Source organism: Bacillus sp. B15-48, from assembly GCF_016879755.1.
Taxonomy (GTDB): domain Bacteria; phylum Bacillota; class Bacilli; order Bacillales; family Cytobacillaceae; genus Mesobacillus_B.
This window is the reverse complement of record NZ_WOFU01000004.1, coordinates 39880-56939: the sequence shown is the minus strand read 5'-3', so window position 1 is coordinate 56939 and position 17060 is coordinate 39880. Positions and strand designations below refer to the sequence as shown.

Annotated in this window: 15 protein-coding genes and 1 pseudogene; 7 read left to right on the top strand and 9 right to left on the bottom strand. The window is 35.7% G+C overall.

All coding sequences use genetic code 11. The annotated features are described in order from the left end of the window. Window positions 1–41: 41 nt before the first annotated feature. Window positions 42–1574, bottom strand: a complete 1533-nt coding sequence (locus GNT69_RS13655) for a glycine betaine uptake BCCT transporter (protein ID WP_203555539.1) — start codon at window positions 1572–1574, stop codon at window positions 42–44. 249 nt (window positions 1575–1823) lie between these two features. Beyond that, window positions 1824–3611, bottom strand: a complete 1788-nt coding sequence (gene pepF / locus GNT69_RS13650) for an oligoendopeptidase F (protein WP_203555538.1) — start codon at window positions 3609–3611, stop codon at window positions 1824–1826. A gap of 114 nt (window positions 3612–3725) precedes the next feature. On the opposite strand from pepF, the gene GNT69_RS13645 reads away from it, so the two are divergent. Further along, window positions 3726–4505 carry a hypothetical protein gene (locus GNT69_RS13645; protein WP_203555537.1) on the top strand — a complete coding sequence of 260 codons (780 nt, stop codon included), beginning with the start codon at window positions 3726–3728 and terminating at the stop codon, window positions 4503–4505. 123 nt (window positions 4506–4628) lie between these two features. Here GNT69_RS13645 and trpB read toward each other — a convergent pair whose 3' ends face one another. Further along, window positions 4629–5798: a tryptophan synthase subunit beta gene (gene trpB / locus GNT69_RS13640; RefSeq protein ID WP_203555536.1), complete on the bottom strand. Its 1170-nt coding sequence runs from the start codon at window positions 5796–5798 to the stop codon at window positions 4629–4631. Between the two features lie 78 nt (window positions 5799–5876). On the opposite strand from trpB, the gene GNT69_RS13635 reads away from it, so the two are divergent. The 3 genes and pseudogenes from GNT69_RS13635 to GNT69_RS13630 all read left to right on the top strand — a co-directional run bounded on the left by GNT69_RS13635 (window position 5877) and on the right by GNT69_RS13630 (window position 7996). Further along, complete coding sequence (locus GNT69_RS13635; RefSeq protein ID WP_203555998.1) at window positions 5877–6191, top strand: DUF2515 family protein; 315 nt, start codon at window positions 5877–5879, stop codon at window positions 6189–6191. Between the two features lie 78 nt (window positions 6192–6269). Further along, window positions 6270–6527 (top strand): annotated as a pseudogene (locus GNT69_RS26030) (CBO0543 family protein); the annotation flags it as partial. A 98-nt stretch (window positions 6528–6625) separates the two neighbouring features. Then, entirely contained in the window at window positions 6626–7996 is a 1371-nt protein-coding gene (locus tag GNT69_RS13630) for an MATE family efflux transporter (RefSeq protein ID WP_203555535.1), read from the top strand. Between the two features lie 82 nt (window positions 7997–8078). Here the strand turns inward: GNT69_RS13630 and GNT69_RS13625 are convergent, their stop codons facing one another. Together GNT69_RS13625 and GNT69_RS13620 are read right to left on the bottom strand one after the other, a co-directional pair. Then, window positions 8079–8936 carry a mechanosensitive ion channel family protein gene (locus GNT69_RS13625; protein WP_275411215.1) on the bottom strand — a complete coding sequence of 286 codons (858 nt, stop codon included), beginning with the start codon at window positions 8934–8936 and terminating at the stop codon, window positions 8079–8081. 447 nt (window positions 8937–9383) lie between these two features. Then, window positions 9384–9767 carry a hypothetical protein gene (locus GNT69_RS13620; RefSeq protein WP_203555533.1) on the bottom strand — a complete coding sequence of 128 codons (384 nt, stop codon included), beginning with the start codon at window positions 9765–9767 and terminating at the stop codon, window positions 9384–9386. A 277-nt stretch (window positions 9768–10044) separates the two neighbouring features. On the opposite strand from GNT69_RS13620, the gene GNT69_RS13615 reads away from it, so the two are divergent. After that, window positions 10045–10230, top strand: a complete 186-nt coding sequence (locus GNT69_RS13615; protein ID WP_203555532.1) for a hypothetical protein — start codon at window positions 10045–10047, stop codon at window positions 10228–10230. Between the two features lie 317 nt (window positions 10231–10547). Further along, on the top strand, window positions 10548–10934 hold the full coding sequence (locus GNT69_RS13610) for a GNAT family N-acetyltransferase (RefSeq protein WP_203555531.1): 387 nt from the start codon (window positions 10548–10550) through the stop codon (window positions 10932–10934). 141 nt (window positions 10935–11075) lie between these two features. Here GNT69_RS13610 and GNT69_RS13605 read toward each other — a convergent pair whose 3' ends face one another. The 4 genes from GNT69_RS13605 to GNT69_RS13590 form a co-directional block, all read right to left on the bottom strand. Next, a complete protein-coding gene (locus GNT69_RS13605) occupies window positions 11076–11624 on the bottom strand; it encodes a glutathione peroxidase (protein WP_203555530.1) in 549 nt (182 codons plus the stop codon). A 178-nt stretch (window positions 11625–11802) separates the two neighbouring features. Further along, on the bottom strand, window positions 11803–12018 hold the full coding sequence (locus GNT69_RS13600) for a hypothetical protein (RefSeq protein ID WP_203555529.1): 216 nt from the start codon (window positions 12016–12018) through the stop codon (window positions 11803–11805). 182 nt (window positions 12019–12200) lie between these two features. Continuing rightward, window positions 12201–13922: an assimilatory sulfite reductase (NADPH) hemoprotein subunit gene (gene cysI / locus GNT69_RS13595; protein ID WP_203555528.1), complete on the bottom strand. Its 1722-nt coding sequence runs from the start codon at window positions 13920–13922 to the stop codon at window positions 12201–12203. A 25-nt stretch (window positions 13923–13947) separates the two neighbouring features. Further along, window positions 13948–15783: an assimilatory sulfite reductase (NADPH) flavoprotein subunit gene (locus GNT69_RS13590; protein WP_203555527.1), complete on the bottom strand. Its 1836-nt coding sequence runs from the start codon at window positions 15781–15783 to the stop codon at window positions 13948–13950. 406 nt (window positions 15784–16189) lie between these two features. Between GNT69_RS13590 and GNT69_RS13585 the strand changes: the two genes are divergently transcribed. After that, entirely contained in the window at window positions 16190–17029 is an 840-nt protein-coding gene (locus GNT69_RS13585; RefSeq protein ID WP_203555526.1) for an STAS domain-containing protein, read from the top strand. The last annotated feature ends 31 nt before the right edge of the window (window positions 17030–17060 follow it).

Here is a 17060-nt window from a genome sequence, read left to right as displayed (position 1 = left end):
CGAACACGCCCTTTTTTTCGGGCGTGTTTTTTTAGCCAAATTCATATCTTTTTCCGATCCATCTGATTTTTCTGTGGTTTTGGCTTGTGATATAAGCCAAGTTCCTTTTTCTCTTTTGTTAGCGAGCGATACAACGAAATCATCATTAGCACCATGATAAATGAAAATGGTAAAGCTGCAGTGATTAATGCATTTTGAAGCCCTTGTAAACCTCCACTATATAAGAGAATTAAAGCAACTGCTGATTGTGCAATCCCCCAAGTAAATTTCACCCGATTGGGAGGAGTCAATGAACCATGAGTGGTTTGCATCCCAAGTACAAATGTTGCAGAATCGGCAGATGTAATAAAAAAGGTACTTACAAGAACTAATGCTACGATTGATAATAGTGTTGACATCGGAAATTGACTAAAGACAGCAAATAAAACCTCTTCTGTCGCAAATTGACTTACATCTAAGTTGCCTAAAGTTTGAACTGAAATTGCTGAATTACCAAATACTGCAAACCAGAAAAAGCTGACTAGTGAGGGTAGCAGTAAGACCCCAATTAAAAACTCCCGAATCGTTCTCCCTCTAGAAACACGTGCGATAAAAAGGCCGACAAATGGTGACCATGAAATCCACCATGCCCAATAGAAAATGGTCCAACTATTAATCCACGCGCGATGTTCTTCATTTAATGGAGCAATCCGAAAACTCATCTGTATAATATTTTGAATATACCCTCCAATGGTATCTGTAAACATATTCAAAATTAAAATCGTAGGACCAACAATAAACATTAGGATAACTAATGCTATCGCTAAAATCATATTTGCATTGCTTAAAAATTTAATACCTTTTCCTAATCCAGTAGATGCTGAAATCATGAATAAGACCGTAACAATGGCTACAATGATAAATTGCACAGCAAAATTATTTGGGATTCCTAATAAATACGATAAGCCACCATTAATTTGAGCGGCACCGAAACCTAAGGTTGTAGCGACTCCAATTACAGTTGCAAAAACAGCAAAAACATCAACAAATGTCCCTAACCACCCATCCATGCTTTTGCCTAGAACTGGTTTTAATGTAGCAGAAATTAAACCAGGTTCCCCTTTACGAAATTGGAAATAGGCTAAAGCAAGTGCAACAACTGCATAAATTGCCCATGCATGAATTCCCCAATGAAAAAACGTATACCTCATTGCCTCTTTATGAGCAGCGTTTGTTCCACCCTCTGATAACGGCGGGTCAATAAAGTGCGAGAGTGGTTCTGCTGCTCCCCAAAAGACAAGCCCAATCCCCATTCCGGCACTAAATAACATCGCAAACCAAGATACTTTCGAGAATTCTGGCTTTTCTCCCGGTTTCCCTAATGTGATCGCACCAACAGGGCTGAAAATAAGAAAAATACAAAAGACCACAATAATGGTAACTAATATTAAATAATACCAACCAAAAGCTGATGTAAAGAATGCTTGTAAATTTCCAGTCGCTTCTTCAAAACTTGCAGGTGCTGCTACACCGAATATTACTGCTGCTAACACAATCGAAACGGAAATCCAAAATACATTTGATACTCTTTTCATCCAATGTTCCTCTCTGTTCTCTCATACGTATACCACAACTTTCCATAGCTGACCTTATAACTCTAACAGAAACAATGTTTATTCTGCAATACACAGAAAGAAATTATAACAGGATTGTAAGAATTAATATGAAACAATGTTAATCCATGGATTGAAAAAACAAGACAACGATTAAATAATAACAGAATAATATTTTTATCTTGTTTACATAAAAAACGAACCTACCAAACAGTAGATTCGTTTTCCTCATTACAGATTTGAAAATTCTTCAACAAGCTGGGAAAAACGTTTCAGTGCATTTTCAATTGGCTCTCTTGATGTCAAATCCACACCGGTCTTTTTTAATAGGTTGAGCGGATAATCAGCGCTTCCACTTTTTAAAAATTCAAGATAGGAAGTTAATGTCTGTTCATCCCGCTCAAGGATCTTCGTCGCTAAATGAATGGCAGAAGCATAACCAGTTGCATATTTATACACATAAAAAGGACGGTAGAAATGCGGAATCCTTGACCAGCCAAATTTCACCTCATTATCAAAGACTATTTCCTCGCCATTATACTCTCTAAAAAGTTCTTCATACGTTTTACTAAAAACTTCAACATTTAGTGGCAACCCTTTTTCAGCCATTTCATGTATCTTCTTTTCAAACTCAGCAAACATCACCTGCGTAAAAAAAGTTCCTTTAAATTGGTCAATCCAGTGATTGATAAGATACTTTCGAATTTGTTCATCTTTTTCATTCTTCAATAAATGATTGATTAACAACACTTCATTTACAGTTGAAGCGACTTCTGCTACGAAGATACTATAGCGAGCGCTAATTTGCGGTTGATGTTTTGAACTCAACCAGCTGTGGACACCATGTCCACACTCGTGAACCAAAGTAAACAGACTGTCAAGATCATCTTGATGATTTAACAAAATATAAGGGTGAACTCCATATACTCCTAAATTATAGGCACCTGATCGTTTACCAGGAGTCTCACGAACATCAAGATATTTCTCCCTTTTAAACGTTTTTAAAATCTCAATATATTCATTCCCTAACGGAGATAATGCATCACACATTGTTTCATATGCTTCTTCATAAGTGATTTCTTGCTTTACTCCGCTTACTAATGGCACAGTTAAATCATATTGACGCAGATCATCAAGGCCAAGCTTTGCTTTTCGAATCCTCGTGTATTGATGCATGGAGTTGATGTTTTCTTTTGTTGTTTGAATTAAATTTTCATATACTTCCTTTGGAACTTTGTCGCCAAAAAGGCCTTTTTCTAAAGCCGAAGGATATTGGCGAATTCTTGCCGTTGTCACATTATTTTTTATCGTAGCCGATAACGTTGAAGCGATTGTGTTCTTCAATTGAATATATGGTTGATAATATGCTTTATACGCTTCTCTCCGTTTTCCACGGTCCTCATCTTCAATAAGTTTTGAGTACATCCCACGGGTAAGTTCTACTTTCTTTCCAGCTTCATCAGTCACGTCTCCAAATTTGATATCGGCATTATTAATCATTCCAAAGGTGTTACTCGGTGCAGAAAGCGCCTCACCTAACTGTGATAAAACGGCTTCTTGCTCTTTGTTTAATACATGTGGCTTGTAACGAAAGGAATCGATTAAATCTTCCTCAAAATATTTTAACCTCTCCTCAGACGCTATATAATCTTTGAGTGTTTCTTCCGTTAAACTTAATAAAAAAGGCATAAAAAAAGAGGTCGATGAATTGATTTTAACGCTTAGCTGCTTGGCTCTGTCCAAGTAGGCTTGTGATTCTGTCTCTCTTGTGTTTTCATCTACTTTTAGCATCGCGTAGGCGTAGAGCTTTCCAAATAAAAAGGATAAGTCTTCTCTTAACTTTAAATACTGAAATAAACTTAAACCATTAGAGATATTGCCATCATATTGCTTAATTTCTTCAGCCATTTTTTCAATCCGGTTATAATCCTCTTCCCATTGGGGAAGATTTGCGTATATATCGGCTAAATTCCATTTCTCTTCAACGGGTACTTCATTTCTAGTTTTGTATGTTTTCATCTAAAAACTCCTTTAATTTCTTAATTATTAATGAGTATATTCTAAGCAATAATTACTAAAACCTTCAAATATAAAGATTTGTTCGGTAAAATGTTTGAGAAAGGAAGTGAATGTATGGCGATTAACCTGCCACATATAGAAGATTTAAATCGAACAATTTATATTCCCCCAGTCGGAAATTATGAAACATTTGCAGATGATCATCATTATAATGAAAAAGTAAAAGCATGGGGATTCTCTACCACAAAAAAACAATTCTGGTATAAAGATAAGGATCACCAGCGATCAGTTTCTATTATAGGTTATCAAGAATACGGGGAAACCGACGATTTCAATACTATCATTATTGAATTTCAAGATGGAAATCTCAGCTGCATACATCCTGCATTTTTAAAGGAAATGCAATCCTCAAACTTCGGAAAGGTCTCTATCACGAACACAACTGTTAATCATGCATCACAGACAACGACCAAAAAACAGACAATGATGATGAACGAAGAAAAAACAATAAAGCCACCAGTACAAGAAAAATCAACTAAAAAAAAGAATGAAAAGACCGCAAAGCTAGAATTACCTGAAGACAAAGTACATTTTACTGCTACAGTGAAACAATTTGCTTTAACTTGGAATCATTTTAATGAAAGTAATGATGAAGTAATTGTTTTAGAGAACGTTATGATTGAGCAAGAGAACCCTATCGAAATTGGACTTGCGTGGTGCGCCCATTCCAAAACATTAAAAAAATTCGAACTTTCTACCGGGGATCAGCTAGAATTTGACGGAAAAATCGTTAAAAAGAAATTAGCAAAAGGAAAAGAAATTGATGAAGAGTTTATTGTAACTGAACAAGTGCTGTATAAAGTAAATAACCCTTCAAAATTAAAAAAAACGTAGAAAGAATTTCGGTTCTCTCTACGTTTTTTTATTGCCTTTATCTTGATTGTGATTGGCTACGAGTTGCTCGTTCTTTAAAACGTGAATCAGAAGTGTTCATCAATTGCTTCGCTCGTAAAAAACCTATTGTCCTTTTATCATCTTAAATACTTGCTCAACATCTTTGTCCCCACGGCCAGATACATTTACAATAATCAAATCATCTTGTGAGAGCTCTTTGGCCAACTTCACTGCATGAGCAACAGCGTGGGAACTTTCAAGAGCTGGAATAATTCCTTCCGTTCGAGAAAGCAATTGAAAAGCTTCCAATGCCTCTTTCCCAGTTGCTTTTACATACTCCGCTCTTCCACTTACCTTCAAGTGACTGTGTTCTGGACCTACACCAGGATAATCCAAACCAGCTGCAATTGAATACGTCGGCTTCGGATTTCCTTCTTCATCCAATAATGTTAAGCATTTGAAACCATGAATGACAGCGGGTACACCTTCTGACATCGTTGCCGCTTCAGCTGGCTCCACTCCAATCAAACGGACATCAGGCTCATTAATATAATGAGCAAACGCACCGATTGCATTGCTTCCGCCACCAGTACAAGCAATAACCGCTGTGGGAAGTCTTCCCTCTTTTTCTAATATTTGTCGTTTTGATTCTTCACTAATTACAGACTGGAAATGTTTAACAATTGATGGATACGGATGCGGCCCCACTGCTGAGCCTAATAAATAAAAGGTATTTTCATAGTTTTGAATGAGGTCGTTTAAAGCAGCATCAACAGCATCCTTAAGCCGTCCTTGCCCTTCGTCAACAGCAACGACCTTTGCACCGAGTAATTCCATTCGGAATACATTGAGGGCCTGGCGTTCTGTATCGACTTTCCCCATATAAATGACACATTCCATTCCAAACATTGCGCAGACAGTTGCAGTAGCAACGCCGTGCTGCCCAGCTCCTGTTTCTGCAATAATCCTTTTAACACCCATTCTTTTCGCCAATAAAATCTGCCCTAAAACATTGTTAATTTTATGTGAACCTGTATGATTAAGATCTTCTCTTTTTAAATATATTTTCGCCCCACCAAGTTGGTCAGTTAAATTTTTAGCAAATGTGAGCGGATTTTCTCTTCCCACATACTCCCTTAAATAAAATTTGTATTCTTCTTGAAATTCTGGATCATCTTTATATGTTTCAAATTGTTCCTCCAATTGATTCATCACAACTTGGAGGTTTTCCGGAACAAAACTTCCACCAAACTCACCAAAATACCCTTTTTTCTCCTCTTTCAAACTTGACATTCTCAGCTCGACTCCTTCTCATCTAAAATATTCATTACAAAAATATTATAATATAATTTTAATGAATATTCTAATAATATCTACTTTCTATATTATAAAAAACATGTTCTCAGCTCATTAGAGTTTAAATTACAGGAATTATTAGCAATGAACCATATTTTATTCCCCTATATAAAGGACGGGAGAACGAAGCTTGTTGGTGAAACACTGCATCATTTTGAAAGTTTACATGAACGCATTCTTCTTGGAAAACGTTTGTATGCCCTCCTTTTTGGGGATCAACTCTTCCGGAAACAGATTGAGGATTGGGCAAATAAAAATCCACATACAGGATCCCGAAATTTCATTACTGGATTAAAAGATTGCTGCCAACATTGCTCCTTGCAGCATTAGTTGGTACCTATTTAGATTTAATTTTAGTGGGACAAGGGTTTTACGCCTTCCCTGTAAGACCCTTGTCATCAATTTTCACCCATAAATATCGCATTTACATTAGTAGGTCTCCCTATCCTTATAGCCGTTTTCCTTGTGATAATGGAGCAGCTTTCATTCCAAAACAGAATGATTCTAATTTTTTTATTAGGACTATTCATGTCTATTTTCGAAAGAATTGCTGAATCATTCGGGCTTTTTGTACATAATGATTCATGGAAACATATTTATTCTTTTTTCGGCTATTCCGTCTTTTTACTCTTCAGTTATTTTTTTTATAGATGGATAAACCGGTAGCCCCCTCGCTTATATTTCTTTCCACCTTTCTGTTTTTATGATAAAGTATTATCATTTACTATAACGATATAATTAGAACAGCCTAGGGAGCGCATTATATGTACCATGCAGATACTACGAAAAAGAAGCTAACTTTGTTTCTTTCGATATTGTGGCCTATTATGGTTACTCAACTTAGCTTATATGCAATGAATTTAGTGGATACGATGATGTCAGGACGTGTCGGTACGAATGATTTAGCAGGCGTGGCCATCGGATCAAGTCTATGGATGCCTATTTTCACTGGTATTAACGGGATTTTACTAGCTGTGACACCGATTGTTGCACAGCTTTTAGGAAGAAAAGAACATCATAAAATTCATTATTCAATTACTCAATCGTTTTACCTATCCATCATCCTTGCATTGTTAGTCATTGTTATTGGAAGCTTTATTTTAGACCCGATTTTGAATGTAATGAACCTTGATACAAATGTTCACTACATTGCTTTCCATTATTTAGTAGGTTTATCGATTGGAATTATTCCTTTATTTCTAGCAAACGTACTACGATACTTTTTTGATGGCCAAGGATTTACGCGAATTACCATGTTTATAACCGTATTGGCGGTTCCATTTAACATTTTGTTAAATTACGGGTTAATTTTCGGGAACTTTGGTTTCCCAGCTTTAGGCGGAATTGGCGCTGGATATGCAACAGCGTTAACATATTGGATCATTCTAGGATTTAGTATTTTTATGACCTTTCGGTTAGAGGTGATTAAAAAATATCACTTATTTTCTAAATGGGTCAAACCTTCCTGGAAGGCATGGAAAGAGCAGTTAGGCATAGGAGTACCCATTGGGTTGTCTATTTTTTTTGAAGCGAGTATTTTTTCAGTAGTTACTTTATTTATTGGGATGATGTTTTCAACCGTTACAATTGCTGCAAACCAGATTGTTCTTAGCTTTACATCCCTTATGTTTATGATTCCTTTAAGTATATCAATGGCATTAACGATTGTTGTTGGCTTTTCAATTGGCGGGAGGAAATATGAGGCTGCGAAAAAATATAGCTATATTGGCGTATTAGGTGGAATCGTTTTTTTAATGATTGGTTCCATATTTCTTTATTTTTTCCGCGAGTCTATTGCTTCCCTTTTTACGAACGATCAAGAGGTGATTCTGTTAGCATCACAAATATTCCTAATAGCGATTTTTTATCAATTATCTGATGCAACTCAAGCAGGACTACAAGGTGTTCTTCGCGGCTACAAAGACGTGAAACTTCCTTTTATTATTACCTTTGTCGCTTACTGGATCATTGGGATTCCAATTGGATACTCTCTTGCTGCCTTCACCAAATTAGGGCCTTTCGGTTTCTGGATTGGAATTTCTTTCGGTCTCACATTTGCGGCGATCGGATTTTTACTGCGTTTACGTACTGTCCAGAAAGCAATTGTTGAGAAGGAAAACCTTCAAGCTAAATAACTTACTCAAATTAATATACAGCAGGTTAGAAACTGTGATTACTCAAAAAGCGTCCATTAAAATTTTAATGGACGCTCTTTTTCTATCCTAATAATTTTTCCTGACTACTATCGTTTTTTTGGATGAGTACTTGATGAGGAAATGGAATCTCAATCCCATTTGCATCAAACGCCTCTTTAATTGCCTTCCGTAACCTACGTTCAATTGCCCACTGTTCACCATTTTCTGTTTTCGCAATCACCCGTAATACGACTTCAGATGTCCCTAACGCTTGTACACCTACGACATTAGGTCCTTCTGCAATTACTGAATTTTCCGCTGCTATTTGATCACACACTCTCTGCGTTACTTCTATTGCACGATCAATATCATCATTATATGAGATTCCAATATCGACAAGGGCACGCATGTTTCCACGAGAATGATTACTTACACTCGTAATATCACGGTTAGGAATATAATTAAGTGTTCCGTCAAACCCTCTTATTTGCGTTGTCCGCAACCCGACTGATTCAACAATCCCATCAAAGCTTCCAACCGTAACATAGTCATTGACATCAATTTGTTTTTCTAAAAGCAGAAAAAATCCAGTCACAACATCACTGACGAGGCCTTGAGCACCAAAACCAATAGCTAACCCGATTACCCCAGCTCCGGCAATTAAACTAGCAACAGGTAAGCCGAAAATTCCAAACAAAGACGCTGCAAGAATAAAAATTAAAACATAGGAAAATATATTTTCTGCTAATTTTTGTAATGTGAGAGCACGGCCTTCAGAGATTTCTTTTCGTATTAACAATTTACTGAAAGTTTGTTCGACTACCTTAAAACCAAGCTTCTTTACGATGCTATACGCAAGAAAAATCCCGATTACTTTAAAAGCCAGAATCCCTGTGTCAATAAGTAAAGCTTCCCAATTAAAATTGTGTAAGTCAATCAAATTTAACATCCTTCCATCATCTAATGAAGTTTATTCGTGTAGATTTATTTGGATACATTACACCACGTCCGTTTACTTTAATTAGTATACGGCAATGACTTTCACATTCCAACCTCTTCTCGTGAATAATTTAATAAGGATTGTCTTAAACTTCCACTAAAATAATTGCGCATGTTTAATATTTATTGTCACTCAGGAAAAACTAACGATAGTGTTAAATTTAACACTAATTTCAATGGTGGAGGGATCATTTTGAATATTCTTTTTCGCTTATTTCCAACCTTATTTATTAAGGCGATTCGATTTGTATTCATTCTTAGCAATGCAACTTCTCGGTTCGTTCGTATTTGGAAAATACCGGCATTAATTTAGGCAAAGAGTATTCAATAAGGAGATTCTTTTAACACATTGAATGATTAGTTTGGTGGGGAAAAATACCCCACCAAATTATTTAATAACCTCAAAAGTCACAACATCATACCCATTTGAAAATTCATTACTAAGAACAATCTTAACCTTTTCCTTTTTGCCGTCTCCTAAAATGGTCTCTAGAAGAAGCGTAATATCAAAAATTGATGCTGGTGATTTAAAAGCTGAATCATCCTTTAAATCAGCAGGTAATTGTCTAGAATGAATACTAACTAAGCTCACATTTTCAAATTGCGTTACTCCTCCATAATGCTTCTTTAATGCCTTCACGACAGTTGGGTGTAATAAACTTAACGTTACTGCTTCTAAATTGGTCTTATTTACTTCTTCTGCACTTGACTGCCCAGCAAATATATTAAGACTTAACAAAATGATTAACGCTCCAATTAACTTTCGTTTCATTATCAATTTCCTTTCGTTTTCCTATTATTTTGTGAAAATAAGAAAGAATTTATCCTTAAAAGTAGTTTGTCTCACCATAACCAAGACAATCACCCTCTATTTTTGTCGAAATTCGAAGGAAGTCGTAATAAATTTTATAGCAGTGCAAAAAAATGGGGATAAATGTTGAGAAGTTTTTTTACAATTTGGCAGGAAAAACAAAGTTTTTTCAAAAAATATATATACTAGACGAAGCGATGTATAAGAATAATTAGATTGGGAAAGGTGGTTATAACCCATGGCAATGGATTTAACCCTACAACAAATCGTCGAAGGAATTCCTAAGTCATTATTAAATGCCTCGGATCAGGAGCTAGAAGGTTTTCAGCAAATCATTGACGAAACAATTAAATTAAGGGAAGGACAAAGAAACTTACAACAAATGATTAAGAATTTCTCATCTTCAACTATCCAACGTTCATAACTTGACAGTCATTCGAGGAAAGTGAACCCACTTTCCTCTTTGTCTTTTGACCAATATAAACGTGTGCGACATTTGATACATAATTGTCCTTTAACTTTTACAAAATCGAAAAAATTGTATGTTATGATGTAAACTTAATTAGTTAATCCGTTTTTCCGTTTTATTACAAATACATGTAATTTCATTAATAATTGTTGAATATACAACTAAAGCGTGTTACATATAAAAGGACATATTTACATCGGCAAACAATTGGATCATACAGAGGGGATTATTTTTACCGCCATTTCATCACTGGCGTAAGGAGGCATTGTTCCATGTTAATTCGTTATAATAAACAATATGAAAAAATAGCAATGGGATTATTATCATTTAATCCAAATGAAAAAAACCTACAAAACCTTCTGAAAACGATAAATGAATATGTTAGCGATCAAAACTCCCAGCTTTTTCTTTGGAAAGAGGAAGAAGGTGTCATTGGAGTAGTTGGGATTAAGTTTGAGGACCATGAGTTTAAATTGCAACATTTATCCGTTAATCCTTCTCACCGTGACAAAGGATACGGAAAATTAATTGTGAAAGCATTGCAGGAAATATATCCAAATAAAAAGTTAACAGCTAATGAAATAACGGCTTCTTTTATTGAAAAATGCGAACTGAATCAGCAAATGAATAAAAATAAAAACGAAACCATCTCTGTTTAACAAATCATTACCTATGGAATTCCAACTCTTAACAAGAAATAAACTTTTTAAAAACACTCATTCTAATGACAATAAAAAAGGATAAAGCACCATATAGGATGCCTTATCCTCCTTTCTCATAAAGGTTATTTTCCATTTTAGCTATGCTTTAGTTTGTATTAACCTTTCGATATCCTTCTCTATTTCTTCAGGGCTTGTCGTAGGAGCGTATCTTTTTACAATTTCCCCTTCGCTATTGATTAAAAACTTTGTGAAATTCCATTTAATTTCATTACTCTTTAAAACATTTGGAAAGTTTGTAATCAAATGCTTATATAATCTGCTATTCACATCTAATTCAGACTCTTCTGGCGAATGTTCGCGCAAATATTGATACAACGGATGTGCATTTTTTCCATTCACATCAATTTTTTGAAACACAGAAAACGTAACATTGTAATTTACAGAACAAAATTGCTGTATTTCCTCTTCCGTACCTGGTTCTTGTCCACCGAATTGATTGCAAGGAAAAGCTAAAATGGAAAAGCTGTCATTTTTAAATTTTTTGTATAGCTTTTCAAGCCCTTCGTATTGAGGAGTTAAGCCACATTTACTTGCAGTATTAACAATTAACGTGGTCAAACCCTTGTAATTTTCAAGAGCAATTTCTTCACCGGTTAATAACTTCGCATTAAATGAATAAATTGACATCAAAAGCTCCTTTCATCATTCATAATATTAATAACTTCATAACTATTAATTTGACATAAACATAGAAATTCCTTTTTAAAAAATTAAAAAAACCCCCAATAAATAAACAGATTTTTATTCGTCATCTGTCCACTTTATTGGGAGCCTGTCAAAATCTCTTGTTGAATCCAGTTTTTTATTATAATTTTTGAACTTCCTGATCAAACATTTCCTTCTGACGTACCATAATTTCAATTGCTTTATCAGAAATTTGGCTTAGCTCTTCGTACAATGATTTCGACGATTGATTGTCACCCTCTTGCACTTCAGAGAAAATTTGCTCAGCTAATTGTCTCCTTTTATGACCAATTTGCCTTAGCTCGTCACCTAATTGTTCTAGTTCATCCCGCTTCACTTTATTACCCCCATTTTTCCGGAAATCATTTTTCCCATTTAGTTTTCCACGACAATCCTCTTTTTATGTTTTTTTTAAAATACATAACCAATTAGGACTGTTACTGACACATGTCCCAAAAGTTAAAAAATGATTCATCAAAAAAAACAGGTGCCTATTGAAATAGGACACCTGTTTTAGGGTTAGTCGTGGAAATTCGTCCCGTCTGTTGTTGCTTTGACAATTCCTGCCCTAATTACAAAATCACCGAAATGCTCACCTTCTTGACGTTCTTTTGCATAAAGTGGGAGAATTTCACGCAATTCATTTAATATCTCTTCTTCTCCAATGCCTTCTCGATAGATTTTGCTTAAGCGACTACCATCAAAAGCAGCACCAAGGTACATATTATATTTTCCTGGAGCTTTACCGATAAAACCAATTTCACCTAAAGCATGACGTGCACATCCGTTAGGACATCCAGTCATACGAATCGTTATTTCCTCATTTCGCAGACCGTTTTCATCAACAATTTCTTCAATTTTATCAATTAGACGTGGTAAATAACGCTCAGCTTCTGCCATGGCTAAACCACATGTCGGCAGTGAAACACATGCTATAGAACTTCGACGAAGGGCAGATACATGTCGACCATCATTTAAACCATATTGTTCTAACAACTCTTCAATTTTTTTCTTCTTTTGAGTTGAAACATTTCCAATGATCAAGTTTTGGTTAGATGTAAGGCGAAAATCTCCAGTATGGATCTGGGCAATTTCTCTTAAACCCGTTTTAAGTTTGTAATCCTCATAATCCTTTACACGGCCGCCTTCGATAAACATCGTAAAATGCCATTTTCCTTTAATCCCCTTGACCCAGCCATAGCGATCACCATTATGATCAAAATGAAATGGTTTAGCTTCCTCCAAAGTCCAACCAAGACGATTCTCAAGTTCTGACTTTACAGTCTCCACACCAAGACGATCAACCGTATATTTAAACCGTGCATTTTTACGAACCGAACGATTTCCAAAATCTCGTTGAATCGTTATTATTTTTTCTGCAATATTATATAATTGATCTGGTTTACAGAACCCAATCACTTTCCCGAGCTGCGGGTAGGTTTTTTTATCTCCATGGGTCATCCCCATACCTCCGCCAATCGTTACGTTGAAGCCAATTAATTTATTGTCCTCAATAATTGCTATAAACCCTAAATCCTGCGAAAAGACATCAATATCATTCGATGGAGGAACCGCAATCCCAATTTTAAATTTCCTTGGCAAATAAAGTGGTCCATACATAGGCTCAACTTCCTCTTCCAAAGCCTCTGTTCCCGCAACCTTTTCTTCATCAAGCCATATTTCATGATAAGCCCTTGTTCTTGGCAATAAATCATCACTCAATTTTTTTGACCATTCATAAACTTCAGCATGAATTTCAGACTGATAAGGATTCGACGCACACATTACATTTCGATTGACATCTCCACAAGCTGCAATCGTATCCAGCATTACGTTGTTAATTTCCTGAATTGTTGGTTTCATATTCCATTTTAAGATCCCATGCATTTGGAAGGTTTCACGAGTGGTCAATTTCAGCGTCCCATTTCCGTATTTATCTGCCAAATCATCCATAGCTAACCATTGGGACGGCGTTGAAACTCCTCCCGGCATCCGAACGCGTAACATAAATTGATAAGCTGGTTCCAATTTTTGTTTTTGTCGTTCGTTTCGCAGATCTCGATCATCCTGTAAGTAACTGCCGTGATGTTTCATAAGACGATTATCATCGTCTGGTATTCCAGCACTGATTCGGTCAAGCATAACCTCTTTTAAAGTACCGCGCAAATAATTGCTTTCTTTTTTAATTCGTTCGACATCACTTGGCGTTCCTTCAGGCGCTCTTAATGTTTGATTCACCATTGTTGGTAATACTCCTTCCCATCAATCAATATACATCCCGTTGATAACGTTTTTGTTGTTGCAAATCAGCAAGGTATTTCTCAGCCTGTTCACGGCTCAGTTTGCCTTCCTTTTCAATAATTTCAATTAATGTGTTGTGAACATCATGCGCCATATTTTTCTCGTCCCCACAAACATAGAAGTAAGCACCGTCTTGAAGCCATTCGAATAACTCGCGACTTTGTTCATGCATTCGATGCTGAACATAAACTTTCTCAGAACCATCACGTGAAAAAGCAACATCCATTTTAGTTAATACACCGTCTTTTAACCACTTTTGCCATTCCGTTTGATAAAGGAAATCTGTTACAAAATGCTGATCACCAAAGAACATCCATGACTTCCCTTCTGCACCTATTTCTTCACGCTCCTGCATAAAAGCTCGAAAAGGTGCTACTCCAGTACCAGGTCCAACCATAATGATTGGGGCAGCGGAATTTTCAGGTAACGTAAAATTATCATTTTGTTGAACGAAAATAGGTAGGGCATCTCCAGGCTGAAGGCGTTCAGCACATAAAGTGGAAGCCACTCCTTTTCTTTCACGGCCATGTGCTTCATAACGGACCGTTCCAATTGTTAAGTGAACTTCATCTGGATTTGCAGATAAACTGCTTGCAATCGAGTATAAGCGCGCAGGCATTTTTCGTAACACCGAAACAAATTCTTGCGCTGACTGCCCCCAAGAACCATAGTCACGGATAAAATCTAACAAGTCTCTACCTTCAAGATACTCTTTAAGCTTAGCCTCATTCTCTGGCGTAACAAGTTTCTTTACGTCTTCATTATCGGATAGTTCTGCTATTTTCTGCAGGAGTGGTTTCGTCAAAACTGTTACTTCATAATAAGAGGTAAAAGCTTCTTTTAAAGAACGAATATCTCCCTGCTTATTAATTGTTACTGTTTGTTCTGGACTCCAATTAAGTTCATTTAACAAAAGATCAACAAGATTAGCATCATTTTCCGGGTAAACTCCTAGACTATCCCCCGGATTATAAGTTAATCCAGATCCTTCTAATGATAACTCTAGATGCCTTGTTTCTTTATTCGACCCTCTGCCATTTAAATTGATATTTTCAAAAACTTCAGCTTTAAATGGATTTGTTCTCGAATATATCGTCTCAACCGCTTGAGACCCTGTTTGTTGTGGTAAAGATTCGACACTAGCTCCCTGCGCTGCTTCATTTAAATTCGCGAGAACCCCCTCCAACCATTCAGTTGCTGGTTCTTCAAAGTCTAAATCGCAATCAAAACGAGGGTAAAGTCTTGTTGCTCCTAGGTCTTCTAATCGTTGATCAAAATCTTTTCCTGTTTGACAAAAGAATTCATAAGAACTGTCACCTAACGATAAAACAGAAAATTGAAGATCAGTTAATTTTGGTGCTCGTTTGCTGTGAAGAAATTCATAAAACGATAGGGCGGTGTCAGGGGGATCCCCTTCCCCATGTGTGCTTACAATAATAAGTAAGTGGTCAATTTTCTTTAAGTTATTAGGCTTAAAATCACTCATCGACGAAATCGTTACATTAAACTCTTTTTCTTCGAGAGTCTTTCCTGTTTTCTTTGCAAGTCCCTGTGCATTGCCGGTTTGTGAACCATATAGAATCGTCACATCTTTAGAAACGATCTGTGCCGCAGCAACGGGACTCACCTCTGATTGCGTAACTCCTGTTCCATTAACAGCTGTTGCTTGAGAACTAGTCTGAGAAGCAGCTAGAAAACCGCTCAGCCAAACTTTTTGGGATTCAGTAAGCGTTGGGAGTAGGCGATTTAGGAGCTCTGCTTGCTCCTGGTTAAACGGACTATTCAATACCTGAAGTTGCAATATTTCCACCTCACAAAGGATCTAAACTGTCGAAAATATTTTTATTTTCGACCTTTTTAGAATTTTATCTTATATAAAGATTAATTACTATTATCATAGTTATACTATTCCTATAAGTCAAGTCGGTTTTATTGTATTTAAGTTAAAAAACCGAAAAATATTTATTTATTTACATTAATATTATTATGTAAACTTATTTGTTTTTAATACCTGATGTTCTTTCCAATATTTGTTTACAGGCAAAAAATGAAAAAGTCGAGCATACATATCTTTAGTTGGTGTGTTCGTTTTCACTGTTTGTATAGTGAAAACATCGTTGTTAGGAAGGACTTTCCTCTACCTATGTCGAATTAAGTTTAAGTCAAACTTCTTTTCACATCAAGAAAATTGTAAAGGGGTGCCTATTTTGGATTGGTACTATAATGAAAAACTTTCCATAACAAAATTTATTACCGAAAACAAACCACTTTTTGAAAAAAAACTGTTATCAGAAGCAGTGAATGTCGCCTCAAAAATTAAAGAAATATTAAAAACAGGAAACATTGATTTATTAGTAAATGCACAAAAACTAGTTGTTTTTGTCGTTGAACAAAAGGAAGAAGAACTTGTAAATTTTGCAATCCAAGAAGGAGTTGTATGGGCAAAGCATTCTCTTACTTTAGCATTCAAATTAGAGTGGGTCCAAGCAATCAGACGAACATTATGGGACTTTCTTTATCATTTTGATCAATTATCTGGAAATCGAAGTGATTTAAATAAATTTTATACACAAGAAAAGATTATCAATGATCGAATCGATCAATTTCTTAATAATTTTTTCTTAAGTTATTCAAATTACAAAGATGAACTAATTATCTCTCATCGAAAAATGGTCGAACATTTATCCGTTCCGATTATTCCAATAAGCCCAACTATCGCTGTTTTACCATTAATCGGTACAGTGGATTCATATCGAATAAAGATAATTGAAGAAAAAGTGTTAACTGAAATATCCGAACTTAAAGTATCAACTTTAATTATTGATCTTTCTGGAATTGTTGATATGGAAAAAGATATACTTAATCATTTTCAAAAAGTTTTAACTGGGGTTACAATGATGGGGTGTGAAGCTGTCATAACCGGTTTACGGCCTGAGCTCGTTAGGAAGATGGTTCACTTTGGAATTACAATTTTAAATAAAGCTGAAACAAGAGGAACATTACAGCAAACTTTAAAAAAACACTTAGAAATTTCACCAAATAATTAATGCAAAAAAAAAGAAAGCAAGCTTCTCATGT